Consider the following 26,339-nt stretch of genomic DNA (forward strand, 5'->3'; position numbering starts at 1 on the left):
GCGAAGTCCATTCGACGTGACGAAAGCAGTCGATCTCAACGACCCACAGATCGAACGAACTTATGTCTCCTTTGGCGGCAGAGACAGATCCATAGTTGACCCAGCCAGCGCCATGCCACAGTTCCTGACCGGCCTGAAAGGCGGCGGGCGCACGCATCTTATGCGCCACTACTCCTACCCGCTGCAGAAAACACGAAACGAACGCCCTCTGCGCCAAGTGCAGGTAGACGGATACATCGGGATCTACTTCCGATGCGGGGGCCTCAATGGAAGTCGGTTCCGAGACAAGGGTCAGTCGAGGGAGCTCTGGGCTACCACGTTCGCCTATTACATGGACCTGTGGATCACGGAGCTGCTCGTCGCGACCGTGGCCGAGGTGAACGAATCTGAGCAGTGGCGCGAGGAGGAGATCGCCGACGTATACCGGGCCGTGGCGCAGGCGCTGCAGGCTCCCGTCTCCGACGTCGATGATTTCGCGATGTCCTTGTCCAGCATCTTGGCGTACCTCACCCAACTTCGGCGTGAGATCGACTGGGCGGTGAACAACGCAGCGCACACGGGCCGACTCGATGTACAGGTGAGATCGAATCCCGGCGAGCTCATTTTTGCCACCGCGAAATCGGTATCCAAGCTCCCCGGGTTCGAAGACGTGAAAATCACCTTCCTCGCCGACGAATATGAGAACTTGACCGAAGATCAGCAGATCTATTTCAATACCCTCATCCGAGAGAAGGAGGCGCCTGCGACATTCCTCGTCGGTGGCAGGAGCTGGGGGATTCGGACGCAGGAGACGTTGAGCGCAGGCGAGGTGAACAGGAAAGGGAGCGAGTACGAAATCTACCCGATTGAAGATGCCTACGCCCGCGATCCGAATGAGTATCAGAAGTTCTGCCGGGACCTCATCACGCGTCGACTTGCTGCCTTTGATCTAGATGAAGATGAAGCAGCGGGCTGGATCTCGAGACTGTCGTTTGAGTCTGACGACCGCTTGCAGACCAGGCGACTTCACGCGGTGCTGAAGCGCTACGCCGCGCTGGAGCGGCCGTACTTTGTCAATCTGCGTAGCGCGCTGAGCGGGGCGAAGGGACCGCGAGTCGCGTCTGACGTCGCGCGCGCCTTGAGCTTCCCCGAATACCCTCTCGTCGAAAAACTCGCCATTCTGCGCTTCTATCAGCTGTGGGCGGGAGGGCAGGAGCCGTCATCTGGAAGCGCGGCGGCGGCGCACGACTTCGTGGCTCCATTGGTCGACGGAAACGAAGATTCCGAGTTGATGAACTTCTTCAAACATCGCAAAAGCGACGCGATCGCGCAGATCTATTCTGAAGCGGGCAGGCAGACGCCGTACGCCGGTTTTGCTGAGTTGGTAAGCCTGTCAGGTTTTCTGCCGCGCAACCTTCTTATGATTCTCAAGTACGTTTCGCACTGGGCTGAATTCCACGGTGAGAATGTTTTCCGTGGCTCAATTCAGATATCGGAGCGCGCACTCAGCGAGGGCGTTCTCGACGCCTCCAACTGGTACCTTTCGGACGCGAAGCCCCTTGGAACCCAAGGGGAAGAGTGCGAGATCGCCATCCGCAGGCTCGGACGGTATCTGCACTCCATTCGCTACGCTAACAAGCCCAACGAGATTGACGTCGCTACGTTCTCAACCAGTCTGAGCCAGGTATCGCCGGATGCGCACGCTGTGCTCGAACGATGCGTGAGTCATGGCCTGCTCATCGAGATTCGAGGCGGACGGTCGGCCAGAAATCATGGCGCACGGCATCGGAAGTTCCAGCTTCATCCGATGCTCACGCCACTGTGGGGACTTCGGCCAGGGCGGCGTGGGGACGCTACTTTGGATCGGGGGACGGTTGAAGCGATCTTCAATCCGAAGGTGCAGGATCTCGCGTTCCAGCGGGTCAGGGAAACGCTGGACACGTCGCTTAATGCGCCCTTCCACGTCACTGCAAACACAACGGATCTGTTGTTCTGATGGCAGTCGAATACGCTGCGTTCAAGCGAAATAGTCTTAGCCACGCGGACGTCAGCTCCCGTCACTACGACTTGTTCCTCACGGCCCTGAACGATTCGGCACGCGTGCGTACCCTGGCCGAAGCGGTGAGTGCGACCCGAAAAGTGTGGCTCGTCCATGACGAATACGACTACACCGCTGAGGAACTCCCCGACGGGGAGGTAGTTCACGCCTCTCTCAGCTCGAGCCCGGCAGAGTCTTGGAAGCAGGTCCTGAGCCAGCTCGAGGTCTCAGTTCCGCTTCGGGCCATATCTATCGCGATTGACATTACCGGGATGATGCGCCCTCACATCGCAATGCTGCCGTTCGCGCTAAAAGCCGCGGGGGTCACTCGGGTCGCGGTCTACTATTCGGACCCGGATTCGTACAGGTTGGGTGAACGAACCAATTTCACGCGAGGACCTGTGGATCGGGTGGGCCTTGTTCCGGGGATGGAAGGCACGCACTCGAACAAACCGAGTCCTCGCGATGCTCTGATCGTGGGAGCGGGGTATGACCACAATCTGGTGACTGCCGTCGTCGACGACAAACCGAACGCGGAGCATGTGATTATGGTTGGCCTTCCAGGGCTTCAACCGCACATGTATCAGGAGAGCATTCTCATGCTGGAGAACTCCAGCAGCTCGATTCGCTACTACCGGCCTGCGTCGCGCATCTTCGCGCCCGCGAACGATCCGTTCGCCACGGCGCATGAACTCTCGGCCAAAGTGCACTCGTTGGGTGAACTAGACCACCTTTACCTCAGCGCCGTCGGAGCAAAACCGCATGTTCTGGGATTTGCTTGGTACTACTGGTGTGAAGGAATTGCGCATAACGCGAGCTTCCTTGTCCCTTTCGCGGAGAGGTACGAGCGCGAGACTTCGAAAGGGGTGGCTGCTGTCCACGAGTACATTCTTGAACTCGACTTCGTGCGCACTGCGGAGCCTCCGGCCGCCGCGGTTCTTGGTCAGTGACGAAAAATCGACGGTCGTGCCGATGAGTGCTCCGCTGAACCAAGATCCGTTGGAAACGGCGAGCGACTCCCGACGATGTTAGAGCTATGACTCGAGACCAAAGCCGCCGCGATGGCGGCTGCCACTGCTCCAGGCGCGCCAGTTCGACTGCTGCGTGCCCCGGGCGAACATCGTCGACATCCTGCGCGCACAGCTCGCAAAGGAACCGGATGTGGCCTCCGACCAGTCTTAGTTTCGCTCGTGCGTGCGCAGCTCGATCTTCGACTTCGCCCTCTAATCTGCACTGCCACTGAGCACTTCATGTTTGATGGCTCGTCGCCTCAGACTGCGCGCATCGGCGCGAAGCGCCACCAGATGATCCCATCCGCGCCCCCAGATCCGCGGAATCACGCGGACTTGTGCAGAGCGACACTTTATTTGGACAACCGCGGCGACACTTTATTTGGCAACCCGCTCGATCACTGAGCGTGGGGCGACACTTGGAGTGGTCGTTCACAGTAGCCCTCGGGCTCACTCGGAGTGGCAACCGGCTCTCTCTGCGCCTCCCAGGAAGCGGAAGGCGAGCGGGAGATGATGAGCCCGCGACCGATTCGGCGTGTATCGCCGGTCAGGACGCTCTGGTATTCCACGCCGGGGGAAATCGCGCGATGGTGCCTTCCTATTTGTCTCCGTTTTACAGTCCGAAGCCTTTGGCGATGAGGGCGGCGGAGTTGTAGGTGATGTGGACGATCACACTCGTCCAGATCGATCCGGTCCGCCAATAGAGGTAGGTGCTCACGACCGACATGAAGACGGCTGAGAAGAAGACGACGTTGATGCCGTGGGCGAGTGCGAACACCAGGGTCGATCCGACGATCATCACCCATGGCCCCCAACGCTTCAGGAAGCTCGCGAGGACACCGCGGAAGAGGAGCTCCTCGCCGAACGGTTCGATGACTCCGCCCATGGCGAGCGTTCCGAGGAAGAATGCGATGCCTGCGGTCGCGGCGGTGTCGTAGTCCGCCTGCGTGTTGTCCTCGGGGAAGAGGGGATCGAGGACGAAGATCGACAGCAGCGACGCGAGGCCCATCGCGACGAGGCCCAGCAACGCCGCGAGGAGCAACCACCTCGGGGCGACCCGGCGGAACCCGAATGCACTCAGCGATCGCCGACGAGTGAGGACCGCGGCGACGAACGCGAGCACGGGGACGGCGGCAGAGAGTGCGAACTGCGCGACTCCCGATGCTGCGGCTGGGAGCTCGAGCAGGTAGAGGCCAAGCCCGCCGCCGAGGTACAGCACGACAGCGGTGATCGCCGCGACGGCGAGTTCGGGCCAGCCGACGCTGCGAGAACGATCTGTCGGCATGGTGTCGGTGTTCACAGAAAAGCCCTCCTGTCGGTGTCGCGCACTTCACGACACGGACAGTCGACAACCTGCCCTTGGGGCCGAGTCAAGCCTCGCCGATTCGAATGATCACGCGCCCTCTCGGCGAATCGGGTGATCGCTTGAGCGCGGATACAGCCGTCAGGCCACCGAGAATATGTTGTTCTTCATGGGTGTCATCGGACACCGTGCCCCGACGACAGGGTCAACTCCGTGGCGCCCGTGACGCGGATCGTTCACAGCGTTTCATCGTTCACCGTGTCAGCCTTGCGGACGATCTCGTTCGCGCGCGCGAGAGCACGCAGCTGGCCGTGATTGAAGGCATCGACCACCGCGGAGGAGAGTGCCTCCTGCGCGAGATTCCCCTTCGTCCGCTGAGCCGATCGCAGATCGGAAGCCCACGGGAACCGTTCGCGGTGGGCCGCCATCGACACCGCGAGGAGCTGTGCGACATCATCGATGGCCCTGTCGTCCGATTCGTCGGTGAGGGATTCGAACGGTTCGCTCGCCTCATCCGGCTCGTTCAGGAGATCGCTCGTGTCGTGGAGCGCCGGTTCGTTCAGAACGCGGGAGTACACGGTGAGCAGCCCGCGGTACTTCTCCGGGAGGCCGTCGGCGGAGTGCGCGAACGGTGTGGGCGTGTCGAGAGGCGCGCGGTATCGCAGGAGGAGGGCGAGTTCCGCGCGCACGCGCTGCAGTCGTTCGATGCTCGCCTCGAGTTCGGCATCGAGGACGGCGATGGAGGCGTCCGTGTCGAGCGTGCTCGTGGCCAGCGCGCGGATCTGCGCGAGGGAGATGCCGAGATCGCTCATCCTCTTGACCTGCAGGAGTCGCACCAGGTGGGAGGTCTGATACTGCTTGTAGCCATTGCGCGCGCGCTCCGGCTCATCGAGGAGCCCGACCTGATGGTAGTGCCGGACCGTTTTCACCGTCGTGCCGGCGAGGTCGGCCAGCTGTTGCGTGCTCCACGCCATACGTTTCTCCCCGTCTTCGATCTCAATACCAGCAGATGCCCCAGGGGCAGAGTCAAGCGAACGGATGACTTGACTCGGCCCCAAGGGCACGGTGTCCTCTCATTCCATGAAGAAATTGAGTGCCGCCCTCGCCGTCCTCGCGGGTCTCGGAATCCTGATCGCCGTCTCCTTCACTCTGCACAACAGCAACCCGAACGTGCTGCGGTTCCTCCCCGACCCGATCACGAACTTCATGACCGACCACGGTTGGGTGTCCTGGATCGGGACCGCGGTGGGCGCGATCGCGATTCTGTCTCGGCTGTATGTCGCAGGTCGAGTCGAGAAGGCGCAATCGCGTCGTTCCGCTCAGTAGCGTGCTTGCCCCGCTCGGCAGAGGAACCCCAGTGAGATCGAGACGACGATTGAGCGCACGCACCGCATGCGAGCTCCGGCCCCACTCGTCCCGGTCCGCGCGCCGCTGCGGTCAGCGGCGCGACGACCGCCGTGCGGTCGTCGACGTGGCACGACGGTCGGCTCGTCGCCTGCGGTCGGCGCGGATCGCGACCGCGGTCAGCAGAACCATGATCCCGACGGCGCCGAACAGCCATCCGCCGACCGCTCCGGCGTCGAGTTGGCGATCGTCGTCAGCGCCCACGGCTCCGCGATAGAGGGCGACCGCGGTGACGATGACGAGCAGGGTGATGGAGAACGTCTCCGCGGTCGGAGCGAACGCCCGTCGAGTCGGCACGGGGAGCAGCGCCACCGTGACGCCAGCCAGCAAGGCGACCACCGTGGCCGGCCCGGCGACCGCCACCGCCGTCATCGCGTCGAGGTACTGGTTCCGGCGGCCCGGGGGTCCCATCATCGCCGCCGAGACCAACGTCGAGGCGAGGAAGCGTGTGCCGGGCCGCTCAGCTCTGAGCGCGGCGCGCATGCGTGCGCGCCTTCATCCGGTTGCCGCAGACCGCCATCGAACACCACTTCGCGGTGCCAGGTCGACTGTGGTCGACGAGGAACTGCGTGCACTCGTGGTTCGCGCAGGCGCGGAGGCGCCCGGGGAACTCCGTGATCACGCTCGACCACGCCAGCACGACCCCCGCCACCAAGCGATCGTCGTCAGGGACCTGAAGCTCCCAGACCACGCCATCCGGGGTGATACGCGGCGTGCGCACGGCATCGTCGAGGATGCCCGCGAGGTCTCTGATCGCTCCTCCGTCATCGCCGCGGACCATGGTCTGCAGCGCCTGCCTCGCACGACGAAGGCGAGCCACCTCGTCCGTGGATCCGGTGCCACCCCAGCTGCGTACGAGGTCTCGCCCGGCCACCCCCTCGAGCTGATCGGTCGGGGTGCCCTCGACGACCGGCGCACTGTTCAACAGGCCCAGCAGCAGCTCCTCGTCGCGAAGCATCGTTCTCCGTTCTGTCGCGCCGACCGGCGCCCTGGATCCATGCTACCGTCTGGCTAACCAGTAAAACAATCTTAAGGGGTTAGCAATGGTCATCGTCCACCACCGCACCGTCTCGATCGACGGGCTCGACGTCTTCTACCGTGAGGCCGGCCCTGCCGACGCTCCCGTGCTCCTGCTCCTCCACGGGTACCCGAGCAGCTCCCACATGTTCCGGCACCTCATCCCGGCGCTTGCCGGCCAGTACCGCGTCATCGCTCCAGACCACATCGGCTTCGGTCGCTCCTCCGCCCCCTCGGTCGACGAGTTCGAATACACCTTCGCGGCCCTCGCAGAGGTGACCGGCCGGTTCCTCTCGACCATCGGCGTGACGCAGTACACGATCTACGTCCAGGACTACGGCGCCCCGGTCGGCTGGCGACTGGCCCTCAACGACCCCACTGCCGTCGTCGGAGTCATCTCCCAGAACGGCAACGCCTACGAAGAAGGCTTCGTACCGAGCTTCTGGGACCCGATCTGGGCCGACGGCGCCGAACGGACCACCGAGACGCGCGACGCGCTCCGTCCGGCCCTCGGGCGGGAGGCCGTCGAGTGGCAGTACAACCACGGCGTGCCGGACCCGACGACCGTCGACCCCGACGCCTGGGAGCACGACCTCGCGCTCCTCGCCCGACCGGGTCAGGACGACGTGCAGCTGGCGCTCTTCCGCGACTACGCCACCAACCGGGACCTCTACCCCGCGGTGCACGACTGGCTCCGCACCTCACAGGTGCCGGTGCTCGCGATCTGGGGGCGTCACGACGAGATCTTCGCAGCCGCCGGCGCCACGGCGTTCACCCGCGACGTCCCCGATGCTCGCGTCGAACTCGTCGACGGCGGACACTTCCTCCTCGAATCCGACCTCGACCACGTCGCTACCACCATCACGGACTGGCTCCGGACGACCGAGCGAAGCGCCTAGCTCGGCGGATCGGTCCCTCCACCCGGACTGCGCTCAGCGGCGGCGCCTTCCGGGCTGGCCAGCTCGGAAACCTCCCCGCCGACGACTGGCCCGTGCGCCGGACTCGTCCAGCGCCTGCAGGACCTCGCCGGCCTGCCAGTAGCGGTTCCGTCCGCCTGCGCTGGACTGGACGAGGATCCCGGCGTCGACGAGCTTCTGCACCGAGGTGTCCGCCGTCGAGAAGTGCAGCCCCGGGATCGATGCTGCGCGATTGTCATCGTCGCGGGTAGGTTCGATTGCATGGCTCAGACGGTGAACGTCCACGGGTTCAGGAAGCTGGTCGATGAACCGCTCGCCACCTGGCCGGGTGCGTTGGTCGTCCTCCTGACGGTACTGGGCGTCGGCTTTATAGCTTCGGCAGCGTTCATCGGCCCGCTGGACGACTAATCGGAGAAGGAGCTGGCGCAGGTACTGCCGATCTTCACGACCTCCATAGGGGCGTTCGTCCTGTCTGCCGGGGTCATCGTCCAGCAGTACACGGGAGCCGTGCAGGTGCGGATCGACTCGGTCTCCCGCGCGGTGGAACGTCTGTCCGAGCCAACGACTCCTGCGCCGGCCACACCTGCAGACGAGGTGTTGCTTCGGCGCTTCACAGCAGAGATGGCGGGACACGTCGAGACCGTCACGCGGCTGCGGAAACGCCTCGGGCTGACCAGGAGAATCAGCGCGGGCCTCGTCTGGGGCGCCGCCGTGATACTCGGTACGGGCGCAGCCCTGAGCCGTTGGGCCCTCCTGGCTCTCAGCTGAGGTCAGATCTCGAAGTCATGCTCCTCGCTCCCGGACCTGGGCGAGCGTGGCTTCAGCGGTCGTGTTCGCGATGTCGCTGCCGTGCCGGAGCGTCGAAGACGCCCGGTACCGACCGAGCTGTACCCCGCGATCGTGCAGAGCCTCCTCCTGCTCGCCACGGCTATCGGCATCATCAGTGTCATTCGCGAGGACCGGCGGAACGCGCGGGTGAACGCTGCATGAACGGCGACGAGGCATCCGTGCATCGCCGAACGGAGCGCTGCTGACCGGATGAGAGGATCCTCGCCCGGAGGACTGTCGTGCGTCGCCGTCGGGCGGGGGCTCACGCTTCATCTCAGCCTGTGTCGCCCCGCCAGACCGCGGCAGGATTCTTGCGTCGGAGGCGCCGTGCGTCGCGAGCCCGGAGCATCTTCTCCCCCTCCAAGACCTCGAGCGTCACACCGTAGGAGCGATCCGCTGCACGCCGCTCGGCTGGCGTGAGCGTGCTGGGGAGCGCAGCCCACCACTGCCGAAGTGGATCGACGTCTCCCGGGCTCCTGCCCCACTCGTCCTTCGCCGCCGTGATCGGATCAGCGAGCGCGACGCGATCCCGGCGGCGAGCGACCACCGCCAGCGCAGCGATTCCGGCCACAGCTGTGCCGAGGAGCACGAGGCCCGTCATCGCCCGGGCGGGCTCGTACCGATCGACCTCATCCCAGTTGCCCACCACGTAGGCGAAGACCACCGTCCACACGACGCCGACCACCACGTACAGCCGCGCCGCGCCGCGCGTGTGTGCGCCGAGCAGGAACGACGTGAGTCTTCCCCGTTCGAGGAGGCCGAAGATCACCGCTGAGACGATCGCGCACAGCCCCACCCACATCGCCGCTTCGTCGACACCGAGAGCCGGCCGGCCGTTGCGGGGAGACGGTAGGACGAGACCGGCCGCAAGCAACCCGAGCAGGAGCGCGACCACCGTCGCCGTGTCGCGAGCGCCCCAGCGGGTGCGGGACGCTCTTCGTCCGTCGCCACCGCTGTCCCGAGCAAGACGCGCCTGTGCGCTACGCAGCCTCGGCACTGCCGCCAGCACCGCCGCGCGGGAGGCCTCGACCACGGCGTCGGGACGCTGCCGACCTCGCAGCTCGGAGAGGCGGGTCGTCAGCTCGGCACGCACGTCGGCGTCAGGGTCAATCGGGTCACTGTTCCGCAGGACGCGATCGGTCATATCGCCAGCGTAACCATGGCGCCCCAGGGTGCAGCCCTGTGCCGAGCGTGCGCCTTCAGTTCGTTCGTCACGCCTTGGCGAGCGGAATGCGCGCTCTCGACGGACCTTCGACGCGAGTGGCGGGCGATGTGGTCCTGGGAGCGGTTCAGGCTCGTTGCTCTGGTCATGGTCGGCTTCATCCTGTTCGTGCACTCGAACGTAGGAGAACCACAACTGAGGCACATCCGTCTCCCGGGGACGGCCGTGGGTCGACTTGCACCTGCCGTAGCGTCATGTGGTGCAGTGGACGTATTCCGCCCACCGAGGAAGGCCCCCACATGTTCTCGACTTTCACCCCGCCGCGCCAGGTCACCATCGGAGGCGCCGCCGCGTTCGTCGGCATCACCCCACGGGCGATCCGTCACTACCACCAGATCGGTCTGCTCCCTGAGCCCGAGCGGGGGAGCGACGGTCGCCGCCGCTACGGCTACGACGAGATGATCCGGCTGCTCTGGATCCGTCGGATGGCGGACGCCGGCATCGCCCTCGACGACATCCGCGACGCCTTTGCGGAAGGCATCACCGATACCGAGGACGATGTCGCGCGGATCCTGGACCGCCTGGAGGGCTCCCTCGTCGCTCGGCAGGCGGAACTCGAGCAGCAGCGGACCGCCGTGCAGCGCATGCGTGCGCAGGGCAGCAGGTTGGGGCTGCTCTCCGACGTCGTGAGCGACCGCCTCACAGACCTGCCCGTGGGCGCCCTGCGGCAGGACGACCTGGACACCCTGCTCGTGACCGAGCGGATCTTCGGTGGGCTCGGCGCCTCCGTCCAGGCGTCGCGGTTCATCGCCTTGGCCACCCACCCGGAGCTGCGGGAGGAGTCCGACCGGGTCGACGCCGCCGAAGCAGCACTCGACGACACGGTCGCGGTCGACGACCCCCGCGTCGCGGAGGTCGCCGCCGAACGGCATGCCTTCGAGGCGGCCCTCCGCACGGTCATCGAGGACTCCGGCCTGGCGCAGGCCGACGACGACCGCTTCGAAGTGTGGGACGAGTCGCACCCCCTTCCCGACGACGAGGACGGCGCGGGCTCGACCTGCGGCTCGACGAGCCTCACCGAGGCCGTCCGGATGATGCCTTACGACTTCTCCCGCGCACGCCTGCGGTGCATGGAACTGGTCCTCGAACTCGATGCACTTGACCTCGCACCACCGGCCGAACGCTGAGTCGTCGACCGCGATCGTCTGTGTCGGGACTGGTCGTCACCAGCCCGGAGGTTCTTCACGTGGGTGTCGATGGTGCGGCCTCCGATCCAGCGGTCGGTCCCGTGGAGACGATCGGACCGGGCTGGCGCGCGGATCGTCGAAGTGGGACGCGCGCCCGCGAGTAACACGCCTTCGTCCTTGACTTCAAGCGACGACGGGTGGGTACGGTGTCGGCTTCGGAAACAAACGAGACAAAGGAGTATCTCTGATGCGTACGAAGTTCTCTCGGATCCTGATCACCGCGGTCGCAGCGATGGGGCTGACCGTCGGCGCGGCGGGCGCCGCGAACGCCGAACCCGCCGGGCAGTACGAATACGTCTGCGTCGGCACCGACGGGTCGTCCTACAGCATGACCAAGGGCGCGGCGCTGAGCACCTGCAAGGGCTCGTACCTGCAGAAGTACATCAACGGCAAGCAGATCGAGACCATCGCGCTGACCGGGCACGGCACCGTCGCCGATCCGAACGCCATCAACATGGACTGCCTGGTCGCCGTCGTCGGCACCGGCGCGTCCGCGTACGGCATCGTCCAGACGGCCGGCACCGGCGTCGTCGCCTACGTGGGCCTGGCTGCCTCCGTCTACGGACTGAAGTCCTGCGTCGCATAGTCACTCGACGCGTGACGGAGGGGCCCGGGACACGTCCCGGGCCCCTCCGTCCGTCCACCGGCCGAGCGCGAGCGGCGTGACTCGATCCCTGTCGCCATGCGGCTATCGAGGACGAGCAGCGGCCTGCGGGCAAGGTGGCCGCGCCCACCGCCGAGGGCTCGGTCAGCGACTCAGCCCGTCATCGCAGGCTTGCCCCACCCACCGCGCTGGACGACGCGGCGTCGAGCAGCTCGAGCACGTGGCGGTAGTCCTCGCCCGTGGCACGGGTCATACCAAGCTCGCAGGTGCGGTTGCAGGACGCGTGCGCGTCGGCACCGAGGGCGGCGACCTCGGCGGCCTCGGCTTTCGTCGCGGCCGCCGTCAGCTCGGGGTGCAGCATGCCGCGGTCGCCGGCGAAGGCGCAGCAGCCCCAGTCGTCCGGGACGTGCACGCGCTCGGCCACGGCTTCGCCGATCCGCACGAGATCCGGGTCGAGGCCCATCTGCCGTGAGGAGCAGGTCGGGTGCAGGACGAGTTGCTCGATCTGCGCTGAGACGTCGACCCGAGGCAGGATCTCCCGGGCGGCGAAGGCCACCGCGTCCTCGACGACCACGCCGCTCTCGCTGAGGAGCTTCGCGAAGCCCTCGGTGCAGCTCGACGCGTCGCTGACGACCACCAGGCCGCTGTCGGCCACGGCCGCTCGAATGCGTTCGACCGTGCGCTGCTCGTTCACCGCAGCGCCGGACGCGAAGCCCTTCGACGACCACGGGGTGCCGCAACAGATCGACTCGACGCCGTCGGGCACGATCATGCTCAGGCCCGCCCGTTCGAGCAGTCGGGTGAAAGCGCCCATGACGCCGTCCCCGCCGTCCGCCGCGCCGAACATGCTGTTCACGCACGCCGGAACGTAGATGCCGACGGTCGGGCCGTCAGCGGCACCCACCGTCCGACCGAGTGCCTTCCGCGAGCGTCCGCCGCCCGGCAGATCTCCTGAGTACTTCGGCACGGTGTCGGTACCGAGCACGGCCCTGGCCACGTCGGTCACCGCACCGACCACCGGAGCCGGCAGGAGCTTCGCGCCGGAGAGTGCGACCGAACCGATCCGCGTGACCGGCCCCCAACCGGTGGCGGCCGCCTTCCACCCCGCGGCGGCGACCGGAGCCGCCTCCGTTCGCCGGATGCGCTTGACCAGCGCGCCCGTGTTGATCTGGACCGGGCACGCGGTCTGGCACATCCCGTCGACGGCACAGGTCTGCACGCCGGCGTAGTCGTAGTCGTCTGCCAACTCCTCTGCGAGGGCGATGTCCCCGCGAGCGCGAGCGGACTCCTCGGCACGGCGGACGACGATGCGCTGCCGCGGCGTCAGCGTCAGGTCGCGACTCGGGCAGACGGGTTCGCAGTACCCGCACTCCACGCAGCGATCGACCTCCTCCTCGACCGTCGGCTGGAGCTTGATCCCCTGGAGGTGCGCTTCGGGATCCTCGTCGATCAGCACGCCGGGGTTCATCACCCCGGCCGGGTCGACCAACCGCTTCAGCTCGAGCATCACCCCGTACAGCTCGTCGCCGTACTGCCGGCGGACGTACGGTGCCATGGCGCGACCCGTGCCGTGCTCGGCCTTCAGGTTGCCGCCCGCCGCGAGGACGAGGTCGACCATCTGTTCCGTGAAGCCGTTGAACCGGCCGAGCGCGGCGTCGCCCTCGAACCGGTCGGTCAGCATGAAGTGGATGTTGCCGTCCTTCGCGTGGCCGAAGATGACCGAGTCGCGATAGGCGTGCTGCACGAAGAGCTCCTGCAGGCTCGCGCAGGTGTCTGCGAGAGCGGCGGTCGGGACGACGATGTCCTCGAGGAGGGCCGTGGTGCCGGAGGGGCGCGCTCCCGCGACCGAGGCGTAGAGACCCTTGCGGAGCGCCCAGGCGCGTGACCGCTGGGACGCGTCGCTCGAGAACACCACCGGCGCGTGCACGTCCAGACCGTTCAGGAGCACGCCGCCCGCCGTCGCGCGGTCCCGGAGCTCGACGGCGTCCTCCGAGCGGTACTCGACGAGGAGTGCCGCGTGATCCTGCGGCGTGAACCCCTGGATCTCCGCCGGGCTGCCGGGGAGCCGCTGCCCGACCGTCAGGGACGTGGCGTCCATGAGCTCGAGCGTCGCGGCTCCGGACGCGACCAGTTCGGGGAGCGCGCGCGTCGCCGCGTCGAGGGAGGGGAACACGGCCAGTGCGGTCGACACCAGCGGGAGGACGGGGACGGTGCGGAAGGTCGCCTCGGCGACGAAGGCCAGCGTGCCCTCCGAGCCGATGATGAGGTGCTGCAGGACGTCCACGGGCGACTCGAAGTCGAGGAACGCGTTGATCCCGTACCCCATGGTGTTCTTCAGGGAGAAGTGGCGCTCGATGGACGCGACCGACGCCGGATCCGATCGCACGCGGCGCTGCAGGCGCTCGATGCCCTCGGCGAGCTCCGGTTCCGCTTCGTGGAGCTGTCGGTCGGCCGTCGGATCGGCCGTGTCGATCGTCGTGCCGGACGGGAGGACGAACACCATCGACTCCAGCGTCCGGTAGGTGTTCTCGTCGATCCCGCAGGCCATACCGCTGGAGTTGTTCGCGATCACACCGCCGATCGTGCACGCCACCTCGCTCGCCGGGTCCGGGCCGAGCCGGTAGCCGAGTCGGGTGAGTCGCGCGTTGACCTGCGCCACCGTCGCCCCTGGCTGCACCCGCACGCGCTTACCGTCGTCGAGCACCTCGATGATCTTGAACCGCTGCCTGGTGTCGAGGATGATGCCGGAACCGGACGCCTGGCCGGACAGGCTCGTGCCACCCGACCGGAACGTGACGGGTGCGGCGGACCGCGTCGCCGCCCGGAGGATCGCTGCGACCTCGGCAGCGCTCTCCGCGATGACGACCGCCTCGGGCGTCAGCAGGTAGTGCGATGCATCCCCGGCGTAGGCAGCCAGGTCGATCGCTCGGGTGCGGATCCGGGAGGGATCGCCCACGGCTCCGCCGATGGCTTCGGTGATGCGGGATGGGGCGGTGGTCGGGTGTGCCACGAGGCTTCCTTCTCGAATGCGGGCGTCAGCGGGGTGCAGGGGAGCGGGGTGCTGGGTTGCGGCTACGGTGGCCGGACGCCTCAGAGGACGGGGGCGTCGTCGGCCATCGCCCGGCCGATTCATTCGAAGCGTTGCCAGTCCGGCCGGTTGTCGTAGGTGTAGCGATAGTAGTCCGACAACCGCAGCCCTGATGCCGCCGCTTCGTCGATGACGACGGTCGCGTGCTCGTGCAACTGGAGCGCCGACCCGGGGACGAACGCGCTGAGCGGTCCTTCGACGGCGGCCGCGACGGCATCGGCCTTCCCGGCGCCCTGGGCGACCAGCACGAGCTCGCGCGCCTCGAGGATGGTCCCGAGTCCCTGCGTCATGCAATGGGTCGGCACCTGGTCGGGCGAGTCGAAGAAGCGGGCGTTGTCCTGGCGGGTCTTCGGCGCGAGGGTCTTGATGCGCGTGCGTGACGCGAACGACGACGTGGGCTCGTTGAACCCGATGTGTCCGTTCGACCCGATGCCGAGGATCTGCACGTCGATGCCGCCGGCCTCGGCGATGGCCCGGTCGTACTCCTTCGCGGCGGCCGCGAGGTCTGCGGCGCGACCGTCCGGGACGCGGACGCGCGAGGGTTCGAAGCCGAGCGGGACGACGACCTCGCGCGCGATCACGCTGGCGTACGACTCGGGGTGGTCGGCCGGGATGCCCACGTACTCGTCCAGCGCGAAGCCGCGGGCCTCGGCGAACGACAGCGAGCCCGCCTGCACGCGACGGGCCAGCTCCTTGTAGATGCCCTGTGGGCTGGACCCGGTCGCCAGGCCGATGACGGCCTGGGGCCGCCCGGCGACGATCGACGCGATCTTCGCACCGGCGACGCGACCGACCTCGGCGGCGTCGGGAAGGATGATGATCTCCACGGTGTCCTTTCGTTCCTACTCAGGCGCTCGCCGCAGCAACGGCCGAGCGGACATCGCCGTCGTGCGACTCGAGCAGCCGGGCGGCCGTCGCCGCGTCCACATCGGCGAGCAGCATGACGACGGCGGTCTTGGCGTGTGCGCCGGCCTGCTCCAGGGCGGCGTCGGCGAGCGACCGCTCGACACCGGTGGCGTCCGCGACGATGCGCTGTGCGCGGTCGACGAGCTTCTCGTTGGTCGGCTTCACGTCGACCATGAGATTGGAGAAGACCTTGCCCGAGCGCACCATGGACGCGGTGGACAGCATGTTGCAGACGAGCTTCTGCGCGGTGCCGGCCTTCAGCCGGGTCGAACCGGTGAGCGCCTCGGGGCCGGTCATCACCTCGATGGCGATGTCCGCCTCGGCGCTGATCCGGGCGTTCCGGTTGCAGGACACCGCGATCGTCCCCGCGCCCAGATGGCGTGCGTAGCGCAGGCCGCCGATGACGTACGGGGTGCGACCGCTGGCCGCGAGACCGACGACGACGTCCGTGGGGCGGAGGTCGGCCGCGATGAGTTCCGAGGCGCCGAGCTCGAGGTCGTCCTCGGCGCCCTCGACGGCGACGACGAAGGCGTGCTCGCCCCCGGCGATGAGCCCCAGCACCTCGGAGGGATCGGTGCCGAAGGTCGGCGGGCACTCGACCGCGTCGAGCAGTCCGATCCGGCCGCTCGTCCCTGCACCGAGGTAGACGAGTCGCCCACCCTGCCGGCGAGCCTCCGTGATGCGTTCCACGGCGCGCGCGATGCTCGGCAGTTCCGCTCGGACCGCGTCGGCGACGAGTCGGTCCTCGTCGTTGATCACCTCGAGCAGCCGGAGCGTGTCCAGCGTGTCGAGGTCGACCGTGCGCGGGTTGCGTCCCTCGGTGGAGAGCGCTGCCAAGGTACTCGATGCTTCAGGCACGAACGGCCCTCCGTTCTGGGTCGGACGGGCTGACGCCGTCGTGGTGATCCGTGGGGCTGTCGTCGGTCATGCTTCGAACCGCAGCGCGCGAGGAGGACCGTCGAGCGTCCGCGCGGGGAGCGAGTGTCCCGGGACGATCGCGCCCAGAACGCTGCCGTGTGAGGCGCCGGTGGCCGAGGGGAGGGATCCGGCCTGGCCGTTCACCGTCAGGAAGCCGAGGACGGCGAAGGCGAGCGCCTCCTTCGCGTCGGATGGGAGGCCCGCGTCGTCGCTGCTGACGACGTCGGCCTCGGGGAGTGCGGCCCGGATGCGCGCGACGAGCTGAGGATTGCGCACCCCTCCGCCGGCGAGGATGACGCGTTCCACCCCACGGACGGCGTCCGCCACGGTCCGTGCGGTCAGCTCGGTGAGGGTCGCGACGAGGTCCTCGATCGGAAGCGTCGGACGGCCGGCGAGCTGCTCGCGGAGGTAGTCGAGGTGGAACAGTTCCTTGCCCGTCGACTTCGGAGCGGGGCGCTGGTAGTACGGCTCGCGCAGGAGGAGGTCGAGCGTCTCCTCGTGGACGGTGCCACGCGCGGCGAGCTCGCCGTCGGCGTCGAACTGCCGGGCGCCGCCGGTGTGCTCGGCGACGACGGCGTCGATGAGGGCGTTCGCCGGTCCGCTGTCGAACGCGATCGGGTCGTGGCCCGGCCGCACGATGGTGGCGTTGGCGATGCCGCCGAGGTTGACGGCCGCAGCGGTCTCGCCACCCAGCCAGAGCGCGTCGATCATGCTCACGAGCGGAGCACCCTGCCCGCCGGCCGCGACATCACGCGAACGCAGGTCGGCGACGACGGTGCAGCCCGTGCGTTCGGCGATCCAGGCCGGCTGGCCGAGCTGGAGCGTGCCCTCGACCCGGTCGTCCTCGACCCAGTGGTACATCGTCTGGCCGTGGGAGACGATCAGGTCGGCCTCCCCGTCGCAGAGTTCCGCGACCGCTCGGACCGCGAGATCGGCGAAGGCCTGCCCGATCCGCGTGTCCAAACGGCAGACGTCGTCGACAGTGGTGGTCGCCGGCGGCAGGGCTGCGGTGATCGCGGCTCGCAGTTCCGGGTCGTACCCGGCGGTGATCATCCCGAGCGGGCGGACGACGAGCGTGTCGCCGTCCACGCCGATCTCGGCGGCGGCGGCGTCGATCGCGTCGTGCGAGGTGCCGGACATGAGGCCGATGACGCGCATCGGGCGGCTCACTTGCGCAGCTCCGCCCGGTGGGCGTTCCCGCGGAGCGTGCCGATGGCGATCGCGCTCACCAGGCAGGTCGCCATCACGTAGTAGGCCGGGACGTCGACGTTCCCGGTCGAGGCGATCAGCGAGGTGATGATGAGGCCGGCGCTGCCCGAGAAGACGGCGTTCGAGATCGAGTAGGACAGTCCGAGACCGGTGTACCGCACGGAGGTGGGGAACATCTCGGCGAGCATGGCGGGGCCCGGGCCTGCGATCAGGCCGACGACCGCTCCGGCGACGAACACGGCGAGGCCGTGGACACCGACGCCGAGGTCCGGGTTCTGCAGCACGTTGAGCAGGGGCAGCGCCAGGATCACGATGAGACCAGTGCCGGTGAGCATCACCCAACGCCGACCGATCTTGTCCGACAGCCAGCCGGCCGGGAGGATCGTCGCCGCGAAGCCGGCGTTCGCGAGCACCGTGGAGATCAGCGCCTCCTGGAAGGACGCGTTGAGGCTGCTCTGGAGGTAGGAGGGCATGACGACGAGGAAGGTGTATCCGGCTGCGGACCAGCCCATCAGGCGGCCGATCCCCAGGAGGATCGCCTTGGCGGTCTCTGCGGCACCCGCGCGGACGACCGGCTCGGCGACCTTGGTGGTGTCGGCGGTGGCGACCTTCTGGAACTCCGGCGTCTCCTCGAGCTTCAAGCGGAGGAACAGGGCGACCGCGCCGAGGGGGATGGCGAGCAGGAAGGCGATCCGCCAGCCCCACGCCGCCAGATCGGCTTCGGACAGCAGGGATGCCAGCAGCGCGACGGTGCCGGCGCCGCCGAGGAGTCCGAGTGCGACCGTGAACGACTGCCACGATCCGTAGAAGCCACGCTTCCCGGCCGGGGCGAACTCGGTCATGACCGAGACGGCGCCGCCGAACTCACCGCCGGCGGAGAGGCCCTGCAGGATGCGCACGATCGTGAGCAGGATGGGCGCCGCGACGCCGATGGAGGCGTACGTCGGGAGGATGCCGATGAGGGCGGTCGCCCCGGACATCATGACCAGGACGAGGATGAGCGTCGGTTTGCGGCCGATCCGGTCGCCGATGCGGCCGAAGAGCGCAGCCCCGACCGGGCGGAAGAAGAAGGCGATCGCGAAGGACGCGTAGGTCGCGATGAGCGACTCGATACCGGTCTGTTGGCCGTCGCTGAAGAACTGTGCGGCGAGGATCGTGGCGAGGAACCCGTAGATCCCGAACTCGTACCACTCGATGAAGTTGCCGACGCTGCCGGCGACGATGGCCCGGCGTCGGGCGGTGCTGCTGATCACGTCGCTGCGTGGTGTGGAGCTGGTCACGGGACCTCCCTTGGTTCCTGGATCGTGCATGCCGGCAGTACCCGCGGTACTCCGCTATACGTGTCGGCCAGTCCGCACCTGAGGAGGGCACCGGTCGCGAGTCGTTGCAACAAACATACACAGTTCGACGATGGATGGTAATTTCCATACATCCCGCCGGTGGGTGCCGACGGTACAGTGTTCACGGTCGAGAGGAGCACCGATGGGAGCCGACGTCCACCGGACATCACGGGCGGTGTCCACCGAGGTGCGTGCCCGCCTCGACGAACTCCGTCCCTCCGAGCGGCGGATCGCCGAATCGCTGCTCGCCGACCCGGGCGCTTTCGCGACGCGGTCGGTCGCCGAGATCGCGGAGGAGGCCTCGACCTCGACGACGACGGTCGTCCGTTTCACGCGCAAGGTCGGCTACGACCGCTTCAAGGACTTCCGCCACGACCTGACCGAGGAGAACCTCCGCGAGCGGCTCGCACTCGCCGGGACGAACGTGCAGTCGCCCGACATCGTCGCCGGAGACAGCCTCGACGACATCGTCGCGAAGGTCGCCGCGAACGAATCCCTCTCGATCGCCGACACCGCACAGGCGCTCGACACGGCAGCCCTCACCCGTGCAGTCGCAGCGGTCGCCGGCGCTCGCCGGGTCGACATCTTCGGTGTCGGAGCGAGCTCCATCGTCGCCGTCGACCTGCAGCGGAAGCTCTCACGGATCGGGCGCGTGGCGCTCGAGTGGCCCGACCCGCATGCCGCCTGGACCGCCGCTGCGATCCTCGACGAGCAGGCGGTCGCCGTCGCTATCTCGCACTCCGGCGCGACCGCGGACACCATCGACTACCTTCGGCTCGCGGCCCGCTCCGGCGCGACGACCATCGCGATCACGAACCACGCGGAGTCGACCCTGGCGACCAGCGCGGACATCGTCCTCCAGACGTCCGCGCGGGAGACGGCGTTCCGCTCGGGAGCGCTCGGCAGTCGGATCGCTCAGCTGATGGTCGTCGACTGTCTCTTCATCGGTGTCGCCCAGGTCGACTCCGAAGTGTCCATCGGTGCGCTGCAGCGGACCTTCGACGCGGTACGGGAGCGTCGCTCCTCCGAGTGACGTCGGTGCCGGGCCCTCGGCACAGCAGGTCGTCGACCGCGAGGGTTGCCATCGCGACCAGCCTGCGCCTAGAGCATCCCGGTCAGCACTCCGCCGTCCGCACGCAGGGCCGCACCGTTCGTCGCCGACGCCAGCGGGCTCGCGAGGTAGGCCGCAAGCGCGGCGATCTCCTCGGGCTCGAGGAAGCGTTCGAGCAGCGTGGTGCGGTTCTGGCCGATGATCGACGCCTTCACGGCGTCGGCCGGTGCGGACTGGTCGGCGGCGATGGCCTCGATCGTGGCGGCGACGCCGTCCGAGTAGGTCGGGCCGCCGAGGATCGTGTTGACCGTCACGTCGGTACCACGGGTCCGTTTCGCGAGTCCGTTGCCGAGGGCGATCATCGCCGCCTTCGTGACGCCGTAGTGGATCATGTCGGCGGGGATGTTCACGCCGGACTCGCTGCTGACGAACAGGATGCGCCCCCAGCCGCGATCCAACATGCCTGGCAGGACGTGCCGGGACAGTCGGACGCCGCTCATCAGGTTGACCTCGAGGATGTGGGCCCAGTCGTCGTCCGAGACGGACTCGAACTGCGCGAGACCGAACTGGCCCACGTTGTTCACCAGGATGTCGACGGCGCCGAGGTCGCCGAGCAGTCGCTCGACGGAGGCCGGATCGGCGAAGTCCGCGACGATCCCGTCGTGGCCGACGTCGGGGTGCGTGCGCCGAAGTGCGGTGACCGCATCATGCACCGCCTGCTCGGAGCGCCCGTTCACGATGACCCGTGTGCCCTCCGCGGCGAGCGTCCGGGCGATGGCTGCGCCGATGCCACCGGTCGATCCGCTGATGAAGGCGGTCTTGCCTCGGAGTTGTAGGTCCATGTCATCTTCCTCTTTCGGCGATGCGCCGATTCACTTGCTCAGGAAAGTCACCCTAAGTCGGTTCACTTGCTCAAGCAAGTCGAATAAGCTTGCCCCATGACCGATCCCGCCGAACGTCCCGGCCTCAGCGGTGATCGGCTTGCGGCCTGGGCGTCCGTCGCCACCCTGCTCGAGCGACTCCCCGCCGCCCTCGACGCCCAGCTGCAGCGCGACAGCGGGCTGAGCCACTACGAGCACGGGCTGCTCTTCGCGCTCGACACCGCCCCGGACCGCACGCTCCGGATGAGCACCCTCGCCGGGTACGCGAGCAGCACACTCTCCCGGCTCTCCCGCGCGATCTCGCGACTGGAGAAGCAAGGCTGGGTGCGACGCGAGGTCGATCCGACCGACGGTCGGTTCACCCTCGCCGTTCTCACGGACGACGGCCACGCCCACGTCGCGCGGTCCACGCCCGCGCACCACGCCCTGGTCGAGGAGCTCGTCTTCGGCTCGCTCACCCAGGCGCAGGTGCGGCAACTGGCCGAGATCAGCGCGAAGATCGCGAAGGCGATCGACCCGACCGTGCCATGGGCGCCGTCCGAGTGAACCTCGGAAGAACGTCCTTGTGGACCCGCTCACGCCGGGCGTAGCTTGACCGCATGAGCCTCTTCATCACGTGTCCGGTCGAGAGCGTCGACCGCGCGACCGCCTTCTACGACGCCCTCGGCTGGACCCGCAACGCCGCGATGTCCACCGACCAGGTGTCCTGCTTCGAGATCGCGCCCGAGCAGTACGTCATGCTCGGCAGCCGCGAGATGTACGCGAGCGTCGGCGGCACTGAGGAGCTGATCGGTGGACCCGACACGCCCTCCAAGGTCACGGTCTCCTTCGACCTCGGGAGCCGCGAGGCGGTCGACGAGCTCGTGGAGCGGGCCGGCGCCGCAGGTGGACGGATCGGCGACACCGACGACTACCCGTTCATGTACCAGCGCCAATTCGACGACCCCGACGGGTACCACTACTCGCCGTTCTGGATGAAGCCCGACGCCGAGCCGACCGACTGAGCGACCTCGCCGCGACACGGCACGGCGAGCAGGTCGCCGGGCGCGAGGTCGCGGGGGAGTGGCACGCGCTGCTCGATTCCGGCCTCGCTGCCGATGCGGAACGGCACCGTGTGCGTCGTCGACGCTCGCCCGATGAGCCGGAGTTCCGACCAGCACGGTTCGACGTCTGAGAGGCAGGCGTCGAGGGTGAGGTGATGGCCGTCCTCGTCGAAGATCGCCGTGTTCACGCGGACGACGACCACGGAGGTGCGTGCGGCGGGGGACGGGCACCCGCCCGTGCCGGGGATCACCGCTGCCGCCGAATGGACGCACGGGGTTCCGCACTGTTCGGCCAGGCGCAGCATCGGAACGTCGTCGACGATCACGTCCGTCGTGCTGAGGTGGGTGTGTGCCGGCCAGCGGTCGGGGGCGAACGGGTCCGGGATGCTGCGGCGGAGTGAAGGCAGGATCGTCGTGAGGGTCATGACCTCCGGTCTACGCCTCACCACCCGCGCGAGCCCCGGTCCTCACGGGATCCATACGTCGATCCCCGGAACCCCGACGGTCTCCTCACGTTCCGCTCGGGCGAGCGGAGCCATCAGGCCTCGACCATGGCTTGCATCTCCTGTCAGAGCTCGCGCGCGAACGACACCGTCGTGGTCGTGCGTCCGGTCTCCGCGAGTCCCGCCTTCAGGAGGACCCGCTGTGATGCGACGTTCGTGACGTCGGTCTCAGCGGCCGCCCGTCCTGCGCCGTGCGCTGCGGCGAACGACAGCGCGCCGACGACCGCTTGCGTCGCGAGTCCGACCCCGCGAGCGGCGGGAACGAGACCGTAGCCGAACTCGACGCGACCGTCGCTGTCGGGCGGCCCGAAGAAGCCGAGTCCACCGACGGCCGAACCGTCGGCATCACGGATGAGGTACATCGTGAAGATCGGGTCGCTGACGGTCGATTCCGCGAGACCGCGGAGCGGGCCGAGCTCATCGGCGAAGGGGTACTCCGGGTGCCAGTCGTCACCGTCACGTTCGTCGCGTTCGACGATGCGTCGCGCGAGCGCCGGTGAGATCGGTTCGAGGGTGGTTCGTTCGGTGCGGATGATCATCGACGCCAGTCTGGCAGGGCGACGAGACACCTGTGATCGACATCCGATCAGCGACGTGGTTCGCTGGCCAGACGGGTTCCCAGCGTCGGGAGGCCGTCGATCCGTGAGGGAGCGCAGTGCGATGAGACCACTCCGATACTCGATCAACGTGACGCTCGACGGGTGCTGTCATCACGAGGCGGGGCTCCCACCCGACGAGGAGTCGATGCGGTACTGGACCGCGCAGCTGGCGCGGGCGGACGCCCTCCTGTTCGGCAGGGTGACCTACGAGATGATGGAGTCGGCCTGGCGGAGGCCTGCCTCCGGCACCTGGCCGGACTGGGTCGAGCCGTGGCAGGTGCCCTTCGCGGAGACCATCGACCGGGCGAACAAGCACGTGGTCTCGAGCACGTTGGGTGACGTCGGTTGGAACGCGGAGCTGGTCCGTGGCGACCTCGAGGAGGCGGTCCGGCGGCTGAAGCAGGAACCGGGCGAGGACCTGTGGGTGGGTGGGGTGACGCTGCCGCTCGCGCTGGCCGGCCTGGGACTCATCGACGAGTACGAGTTCCTCGTGCAGCCGGTGCTCGCCGGACGCGGCCCGACCCTGCTCGCCGGGCTGCGCGAGCGCATCGAGCTCGAGCTCGTGGACCGCCGGGAGTTCCGCTCGGGCGCGGTCGCCATGCGGTACCGACCCGTCTGACGTCGTCGCCAGAACCCTCATGCTCGATGCCCCTGCTGATGAGGGACGTCCGCATGCGCACTCCAGCCGGGAGAGGATGGACACATGAACGCTCTCCACGGAATCGACATCGCCGCCGAACTCCGACAGGTCGAGGCCCATTGGACGCCTCGAGTGGTCGGGCGGGTCAACGATCAATACGTGAAGGTCGCGAAGCTCCTCGGCCAGTTGGTCTGGCACGACCACGCGAACGAGGACGAGATGTTCCTCGTCGTCTCCGGCACGCTCCGCATCCAGCTCCCCGACGATGAGGAGGTCGTGCTCACGCCGGGCCAGTTCTTCGTCGTGCCGCGAGGCGTGCAGCACAATCCCATCGCCGACGAGGAGGTCGAGATCGTCTTGATCGAGACCGTCACGACTGCGCACACCGGCGACGTGATCGTCGAGGGCACGGTGCCCGTCGAGCGCCAGCTGGGCGACTTCCGCTGAGGACACGATCGCCGGACGGCTCGTGAACACCGCCGCTCAGGATGCGTGGGCAGGGACCGGTCACGCTCCCTCGGTTCAGGTACGCTCGCGGCGTGAACGAAGACGAGACGCTCGTCCACGTGACGCATGACGCGCCGTGGCTGCCTCCTGGAGGCCGGGCCGAGGTCGTCCGCCGGACGACGCCACCCCGGCCGATGTCGGTCGTGCGCCTGCTCCTGCGCGACTCCGACCGGGTGTTCTGCGTGCCGAGGCAGGGCACAGCTCGCCTCGATCTGCCGATGCTCGAGGCTGCATCCACTGATGCCGACGGCACGGCTGCCGTTCGCGAACTGGCGCAGCGCATCACCGGCGAGCAGCTGGGCCTGCAGTTCATCGGCGCCGTACGCAACGTCGTGGAGGTACTGGCCGACGGATACGACTGGCCGGCGCCGGTCGCCCACTTCGGTGTGTGGGCGTCGGACGCGAGTCCGATGACCGACGGCACGTGGGTGCACCTCGACGATGACGAGCATCATCTGCGCGACCGACACTGGTACCCCTTGGTGGGCTGAGTCGACCGCTCAGCGCGGCGACCTGATCGGAACGAGGCAGTCGACCTCGCCCTCGCGCCGGTAATGCTCGATGTGGGGACGGCTCTCCTCGTGATCGGCGAGGTCGAAGAGCACGTCGAAGGCGTCGCCGATCCGGGCGTAGACGCCGGGCGGCTCGCCGCGAAGACGCAGCCGGAGATAGTCGCCGCCGGGGATCACGGTCTCATCCAGGCCGAGCGGGTTGTCGGCATCCCGGTCCAGCCGCACGGACGCCATGCGGTACCGGTCACTTCCTCCGTAGACCAGGCCCATCATCCTGCGGCCCTGCAGCGAGTCGAACGAGTTCTCGAACGCCGGCCAAGCCGCCTGCACCTGCTCGATGTCGAGTGCGACGTCCTGACTGAGAGCGGCGGTGTCGTCGAGCGTCACGACGTCGATCCGGCCGAGGTCATGCGTCATCGGGAAGTGCGTCATGCCTCGTGTCTAACACGTCCCCGGTCGGTCGTCACACGAACGGCGCCCCCGAGATCACCCGCGATCGGCGAGCCACGTGCTGATTGCCGCGGGGAGCTGCGCGACGTCCTCGACGGGGGTGTCGGGCACGATCGGGACGCCGTAGCGCTTGCCGGTACGGTCGGCGTCGACGGCCACGGTCAGATTGACGACCGCGCCGTCGTAGAGGCGGACCGGCTGATTCGCCGTACTGAAGCCGTAGCTCGGCTGTCCGAACACGTGCACGTTCGACTGCCCGATGAAGGCGATCGCGACCGCCTCCGCAGAGCTACCGGTCATCCCGTTGATGACCACGGCGATCGGCCCGTGCACCTTCGGCTGCGGTGTCGTCGCCGCACCCTGTCGTGTGCCGTCGGAGGAGACGGTCCCGCCGTCCACGGATACCACCGTGGACCCGTCGACGGACTCGAAGGTCTCGACGGTCCCGTCATCGAGTAGCGGTGCCATGGCGGCCAGCATGGGCCACACGTTGCCGCCGTGGTTGTCCCGCAGGTCGACCACCCACGCCGACGTGTCGGGTGCGGCGGCGGTGATCGCCTCGACGGCCGTATCGATGTACCGCTGGCCGAAGGAGTCCGTTCCGGAGCCGCCACCGATGAGCGTCGGGAGGCGGATGGTCGTCACGCCGTCAGCGCTCGTGACGGTGGGCAGTTCGTTCTCCGCCTTCGATCCCGACGACGGGCCGAACAGTTCGGCCGCGGACGCAGGATCGTTGAAAGTGGTGTGCGGACCGCCCAACTCGGTCGCCGCCTCCTCGAGCGGCCCGTAGGTGTCGGCGTAGTCGGAGGCGTCCGCGACGGAGGCCAGAGCCCGCTCCCGCACCTGCGTGTAGTGGTGCGGTGTCGCGTCGATCCCCTGCCGCATCGCATCCAGTGCGACCTCGGCGTACGTCTGCGGCGACGGCGGGACGAGGTAGATCCCGTATGACCGCAGGAGCGGCGCGGCGACGACGGCGCCGCCGACCACCAGCGCGAGGAATGATGCCGCGACGGCGGCCGCGATGAGGCCACGCCGGCGCCGCCGACGTCGCCGGTCCATGGGGGACGGTGATGGAGATGACGAGCGACTGCGGGTGTTGCCGGGCATGACTCCAGGCTACGGATCGTCAACGGTCGAGTCGTCAGCCCGCAGGACGATCCCGCCCGCGGAGCATCATCCGCGG

At 67.9% G+C, this 26,339-nt stretch carries 28 protein-coding genes; 13 read left to right on the forward strand and 15 right to left on the reverse strand.

Features of this window, described 5'->3' with window-relative positions; genetic code table 11:
* Window positions 1-16 precede the first annotated feature (16 nt).
* Complete coding sequence (locus RWN05_RS03460; protein ID WP_314138538.1) at window positions 17-1,975, forward strand: hypothetical protein; 1,959 nt, start codon at window positions 17-19, stop codon at window positions 1,973-1,975.
* Window positions 1,975-2,967, forward strand: a complete 993-nt coding sequence (locus tag RWN05_RS03465; RefSeq protein WP_314138540.1) for a hypothetical protein — start codon at window positions 1,975-1,977, stop codon at window positions 2,965-2,967. The genes RWN05_RS03460 and RWN05_RS03465 overlap by 1 nt, the downstream gene beginning before the upstream one ends.
* Before the next feature lie 673 nt (window positions 2,968-3,640).
* Here RWN05_RS03465 and RWN05_RS03470 read toward each other — a convergent pair.
* The gene (locus RWN05_RS03470) at window positions 3,641-4,312 is read right to left on the reverse strand and encodes a type II CAAX endopeptidase family protein (protein WP_314138542.1); all 672 of its coding nucleotides are present in this window, start codon (window positions 4,310-4,312) and stop codon (window positions 3,641-3,643) included.
* A gap of 254 nt (window positions 4,313-4,566) precedes the next feature.
* The gene (locus tag RWN05_RS03475; protein WP_314138544.1) at window positions 4,567-5,394 is read right to left on the reverse strand and encodes a MerR family transcriptional regulator; all 828 of its coding nucleotides are present in this window, start codon (window positions 5,392-5,394) and stop codon (window positions 4,567-4,569) included.
* A gap of 16 nt (window positions 5,395-5,410) precedes the next feature.
* Here RWN05_RS03475 and RWN05_RS03480 point away from each other — a divergent pair, with 16 nt between their 5' ends.
* Window positions 5,411-5,656, forward strand: a complete 246-nt coding sequence (locus RWN05_RS03480; protein WP_079003685.1) for a hypothetical protein — start codon at window positions 5,411-5,413, stop codon at window positions 5,654-5,656.
* 111 nt (window positions 5,657-5,767) lie between these two features.
* Here RWN05_RS03480 and RWN05_RS03485 read toward each other — a convergent pair whose 3' ends face one another.
* Both RWN05_RS03485 and RWN05_RS03490 read right to left on the reverse strand, forming a co-directional pair.
* Window positions 5,768-6,217, reverse strand: coding sequence for a hypothetical protein (locus RWN05_RS03485; protein WP_079003684.1), 450 nt, complete (start codon window positions 6,215-6,217; stop codon window positions 5,768-5,770).
* Entirely contained in the window at window positions 6,195-6,692 is a 498-nt protein-coding gene (locus RWN05_RS03490) for a CGNR zinc finger domain-containing protein (RefSeq protein WP_314138545.1), read from the reverse strand. Before RWN05_RS03490 ends, RWN05_RS03485 begins: the two co-directional genes overlap by 23 nt.
* Window positions 6,693-6,777: 85 nt before the next feature.
* Here RWN05_RS03490 and RWN05_RS03495 point away from each other — a divergent pair, with 85 nt between their 5' ends.
* Together RWN05_RS03495 and RWN05_RS03500 are read left to right on the forward strand one after the other, a co-directional pair.
* The gene (locus tag RWN05_RS03495; protein WP_314138547.1) at window positions 6,778-7,650 is read left to right on the forward strand and encodes an alpha/beta hydrolase; all 873 of its coding nucleotides are present in this window, start codon (window positions 6,778-6,780) and stop codon (window positions 7,648-7,650) included.
* Between the two features lie 279 nt (window positions 7,651-7,929).
* Window positions 7,930-8,076 (forward strand): hypothetical protein, encoded by a 147-nt coding sequence (locus RWN05_RS03500; RefSeq protein WP_314138549.1) that lies wholly within the window; start codon window positions 7,930-7,932, stop codon window positions 8,074-8,076.
* A 694-nt stretch (window positions 8,077-8,770) separates the two neighbouring features.
* On the opposite strand, the gene RWN05_RS03505 is transcribed toward RWN05_RS03500, so the two are convergent.
* A complete protein-coding gene (locus RWN05_RS03505; RefSeq protein WP_314138551.1) occupies window positions 8,771-9,640 on the reverse strand; it encodes a hypothetical protein in 870 nt (289 codons plus the stop codon).
* A gap of 317 nt (window positions 9,641-9,957) precedes the next feature.
* Between RWN05_RS03505 and RWN05_RS03510 the strand changes: the two genes are divergently transcribed.
* On the forward strand, window positions 9,958-10,845 hold the full coding sequence (locus RWN05_RS03510) for a MerR family transcriptional regulator (protein ID WP_314138552.1): 888 nt from the start codon (window positions 9,958-9,960) through the stop codon (window positions 10,843-10,845).
* 247 nt (window positions 10,846-11,092) lie between these two features.
* Window positions 11,093-11,491, forward strand: coding sequence for a hypothetical protein (locus RWN05_RS03515; RefSeq protein ID WP_079003678.1), 399 nt, complete (start codon window positions 11,093-11,095; stop codon window positions 11,489-11,491).
* Window positions 11,492-11,669: 178 nt separating this feature from the next.
* Here RWN05_RS03515 and RWN05_RS03520 read toward each other — a convergent pair whose 3' ends face one another.
* The 5 genes from RWN05_RS03520 to RWN05_RS03540 form a co-directional block, all read right to left on the reverse strand.
* On the reverse strand, window positions 11,670-14,642 hold the full coding sequence (locus RWN05_RS03520) for an FAD-binding and (Fe-S)-binding domain-containing protein (protein ID WP_399542860.1): 2,973 nt from the start codon (window positions 14,640-14,642) through the stop codon (window positions 11,670-11,672).
* The gene (gene nagB, locus RWN05_RS03525) at window positions 14,639-15,424 is read right to left on the reverse strand and encodes a glucosamine-6-phosphate deaminase (protein WP_079003676.1); all 786 of its coding nucleotides are present in this window, start codon (window positions 15,422-15,424) and stop codon (window positions 14,639-14,641) included. The genes RWN05_RS03520 and nagB overlap by 4 nt, the downstream gene beginning before the upstream one ends.
* A gap of 19 nt (window positions 15,425-15,443) precedes the next feature.
* Window positions 15,444-16,340 carry an N-acetylmuramic acid 6-phosphate etherase gene (gene murQ, locus RWN05_RS03530; protein WP_064295643.1) on the reverse strand — a complete coding sequence of 299 codons (897 nt, stop codon included), beginning with the start codon at window positions 16,338-16,340 and terminating at the stop codon, window positions 15,444-15,446.
* Between the two features lie 87 nt (window positions 16,341-16,427).
* Complete coding sequence (locus RWN05_RS03535) at window positions 16,428-17,579, reverse strand: anhydro-N-acetylmuramic acid kinase (protein ID WP_079003674.1); 1,152 nt, start codon at window positions 17,577-17,579, stop codon at window positions 16,428-16,430.
* 8 nt (window positions 17,580-17,587) lie between these two features.
* Window positions 17,588-18,910: an MFS transporter gene (locus RWN05_RS03540; protein ID WP_205847551.1), complete on the reverse strand. Its 1,323-nt coding sequence runs from the start codon at window positions 18,908-18,910 to the stop codon at window positions 17,588-17,590.
* A 202-nt stretch (window positions 18,911-19,112) separates the two neighbouring features.
* Here RWN05_RS03540 and RWN05_RS03545 point away from each other — a divergent pair, with 202 nt between their 5' ends.
* Entirely contained in the window at window positions 19,113-20,003 is an 891-nt protein-coding gene (locus tag RWN05_RS03545) for a MurR/RpiR family transcriptional regulator (protein WP_079003672.1), read from the forward strand.
* 68 nt (window positions 20,004-20,071) lie between these two features.
* Here RWN05_RS03545 and RWN05_RS03550 read toward each other — a convergent pair whose 3' ends face one another.
* Window positions 20,072-20,863, reverse strand: a complete 792-nt coding sequence (locus RWN05_RS03550; protein ID WP_079003671.1) for an SDR family NAD(P)-dependent oxidoreductase — start codon at window positions 20,861-20,863, stop codon at window positions 20,072-20,074.
* 96 nt (window positions 20,864-20,959) lie between these two features.
* Here RWN05_RS03550 and RWN05_RS03555 point away from each other — a divergent pair, with 96 nt between their 5' ends.
* Both RWN05_RS03555 and RWN05_RS03560 read left to right on the forward strand, forming a co-directional pair.
* Window positions 20,960-21,448 carry a MarR family transcriptional regulator gene (locus RWN05_RS03555; protein WP_314138554.1) on the forward strand — a complete coding sequence of 163 codons (489 nt, stop codon included), beginning with the start codon at window positions 20,960-20,962 and terminating at the stop codon, window positions 21,446-21,448.
* 53 nt (window positions 21,449-21,501) lie between these two features.
* Window positions 21,502-21,906, forward strand: a complete 405-nt coding sequence (locus tag RWN05_RS03560; RefSeq protein ID WP_071262095.1) for a VOC family protein — start codon at window positions 21,502-21,504, stop codon at window positions 21,904-21,906.
* Here RWN05_RS03560 and RWN05_RS03565 read toward each other — a convergent pair.
* Together RWN05_RS03565 and RWN05_RS03570 are read right to left on the reverse strand one after the other, a co-directional pair.
* Window positions 21,861-22,370, reverse strand: a complete 510-nt coding sequence (locus RWN05_RS03565) for a hypothetical protein (RefSeq protein WP_079003669.1) — start codon at window positions 22,368-22,370, stop codon at window positions 21,861-21,863. The genes RWN05_RS03560 and RWN05_RS03565 overlap by 46 nt on opposite strands.
* Before the next feature lie 143 nt (window positions 22,371-22,513).
* Complete coding sequence (locus RWN05_RS03570) at window positions 22,514-22,987, reverse strand: GNAT family N-acetyltransferase (protein ID WP_079003668.1); 474 nt, start codon at window positions 22,985-22,987, stop codon at window positions 22,514-22,516.
* A gap of 121 nt (window positions 22,988-23,108) precedes the next feature.
* Here RWN05_RS03570 and RWN05_RS03575 point away from each other — a divergent pair, with 121 nt between their 5' ends.
* From RWN05_RS03575 to RWN05_RS03585, 3 genes are all read left to right on the forward strand, one after another.
* Complete coding sequence (locus RWN05_RS03575; RefSeq protein ID WP_314138557.1) at window positions 23,109-23,666, forward strand: dihydrofolate reductase family protein; 558 nt, start codon at window positions 23,109-23,111, stop codon at window positions 23,664-23,666.
* Window positions 23,667-23,750: 84 nt separating this feature from the next.
* Complete coding sequence (locus RWN05_RS03580; RefSeq protein ID WP_064295627.1) at window positions 23,751-24,134, forward strand: cupin domain-containing protein; 384 nt, start codon at window positions 23,751-23,753, stop codon at window positions 24,132-24,134.
* Window positions 24,135-24,226: 92 nt separating this feature from the next.
* The gene (locus RWN05_RS03585; RefSeq protein WP_153303554.1) at window positions 24,227-24,685 is read left to right on the forward strand and encodes an NUDIX hydrolase; all 459 of its coding nucleotides are present in this window, start codon (window positions 24,227-24,229) and stop codon (window positions 24,683-24,685) included.
* Between the two features lie 9 nt (window positions 24,686-24,694).
* Here the strand turns inward: RWN05_RS03585 and RWN05_RS03590 are convergent, their stop codons facing one another.
* Together RWN05_RS03590 and RWN05_RS03595 are read right to left on the reverse strand one after the other, a co-directional pair.
* Entirely contained in the window at window positions 24,695-25,138 is a 444-nt protein-coding gene (locus RWN05_RS03590; protein WP_079003665.1) for a GyrI-like domain-containing protein, read from the reverse strand.
* 54 nt (window positions 25,139-25,192) lie between these two features.
* The gene (locus RWN05_RS03595; RefSeq protein WP_079003664.1) at window positions 25,193-26,263 is read right to left on the reverse strand and encodes a S41 family peptidase; all 1,071 of its coding nucleotides are present in this window, start codon (window positions 26,261-26,263) and stop codon (window positions 25,193-25,195) included.
* Window positions 26,264-26,339: the final 76 nt, after the last annotated feature.

Source organism: uncultured Plantibacter sp., assembly GCF_963518075.1.
In the GTDB taxonomy this organism is placed as follows: Bacteria; Actinomycetota; Actinomycetes; order Actinomycetales; family Microbacteriaceae; genus Plantibacter; species Plantibacter flavus_A.

Coding starts and splice junctions, on each gene's coding strand:
- RWN05_RS03480 (WP_079003685.1), top strand. CDS start 5,411: ATGAAGAAATTGAGTGCCGCCCTCGCCGTCCTCGCGGGTCTCGGAATC.
- RWN05_RS03515 (WP_079003678.1), top strand. CDS start 11,093: ATGCGTACGAAGTTCTCTCGGATCCTGATCACCGCGGTCGCAGCGATG.
- RWN05_RS03510 (WP_314138552.1), top strand. CDS start 9,958: ATGTTCTCGACTTTCACCCCGCCGCGCCAGGTCACCATCGGAGGCGCC.
- RWN05_RS03565 (WP_079003669.1), bottom strand. CDS start 22,370: ATGACCCTCACGACGATCCTGCCTTCACTCCGCCGCAGCATCCCGGAC.
- RWN05_RS03465 (WP_314138540.1), top strand. CDS start 1,975: ATGGCAGTCGAATACGCTGCGTTCAAGCGAAATAGTCTTAGCCACGCG.
- RWN05_RS03485 (WP_079003684.1), bottom strand. CDS start 6,217: ATGCGCGCCGCGCTCAGAGCTGAGCGGCCCGGCACACGCTTCCTCGCC.
- RWN05_RS03560 (WP_071262095.1), top strand. CDS start 21,502: ATGAGCCTCTTCATCACGTGTCCGGTCGAGAGCGTCGACCGCGCGACC.
- RWN05_RS03590 (WP_079003665.1), bottom strand. CDS start 25,138: ATGACGCACTTCCCGATGACGCATGACCTCGGCCGGATCGACGTCGTG.
- RWN05_RS03470 (WP_314138542.1), bottom strand. CDS start 4,312: ATGCCGACAGATCGTTCTCGCAGCGTCGGCTGGCCCGAACTCGCCGTC.
- RWN05_RS03535 (WP_079003674.1), bottom strand. CDS start 17,579: ATGCGCGTCATCGGCCTCATGTCCGGCACCTCGCACGACGCGATCGAC.
- RWN05_RS03490 (WP_314138545.1), bottom strand. CDS start 6,692: ATGCTTCGCGACGAGGAGCTGCTGCTGGGCCTGTTGAACAGTGCGCCG.
- RWN05_RS03505 (WP_314138551.1), bottom strand. CDS start 9,640: ATGACCGATCGCGTCCTGCGGAACAGTGACCCGATTGACCCTGACGCC.
- RWN05_RS03595 (WP_079003664.1), bottom strand. CDS start 26,263: ATGCCCGGCAACACCCGCAGTCGCTCGTCATCTCCATCACCGTCCCCC.
- RWN05_RS03500 (WP_314138549.1), top strand. CDS start 7,930: ATGGCTCAGACGGTGAACGTCCACGGGTTCAGGAAGCTGGTCGATGAA.
- RWN05_RS03495 (WP_314138547.1), top strand. CDS start 6,778: ATGGTCATCGTCCACCACCGCACCGTCTCGATCGACGGGCTCGACGTC.
- RWN05_RS03570 (WP_079003668.1), bottom strand. CDS start 22,987: ATGATCATCCGCACCGAACGAACCACCCTCGAACCGATCTCACCGGCG.
- RWN05_RS03550 (WP_079003671.1), bottom strand. CDS start 20,863: ATGGACCTACAACTCCGAGGCAAGACCGCCTTCATCAGCGGATCGACC.
- RWN05_RS03575 (WP_314138557.1), top strand. CDS start 23,109: ATGAGACCACTCCGATACTCGATCAACGTGACGCTCGACGGGTGCTGT.
- RWN05_RS03520 (WP_399542860.1), bottom strand. CDS start 14,642: ATGAATCGGCCGGGCGATGGCCGACGACGCCCCCGTCCTCTGAGGCGT.
- RWN05_RS03580 (WP_064295627.1), top strand. CDS start 23,751: ATGAACGCTCTCCACGGAATCGACATCGCCGCCGAACTCCGACAGGTC.
- RWN05_RS03555 (WP_314138554.1), top strand. CDS start 20,960: ATGACCGATCCCGCCGAACGTCCCGGCCTCAGCGGTGATCGGCTTGCG.
- RWN05_RS03545 (WP_079003672.1), top strand. CDS start 19,113: ATGGGAGCCGACGTCCACCGGACATCACGGGCGGTGTCCACCGAGGTG.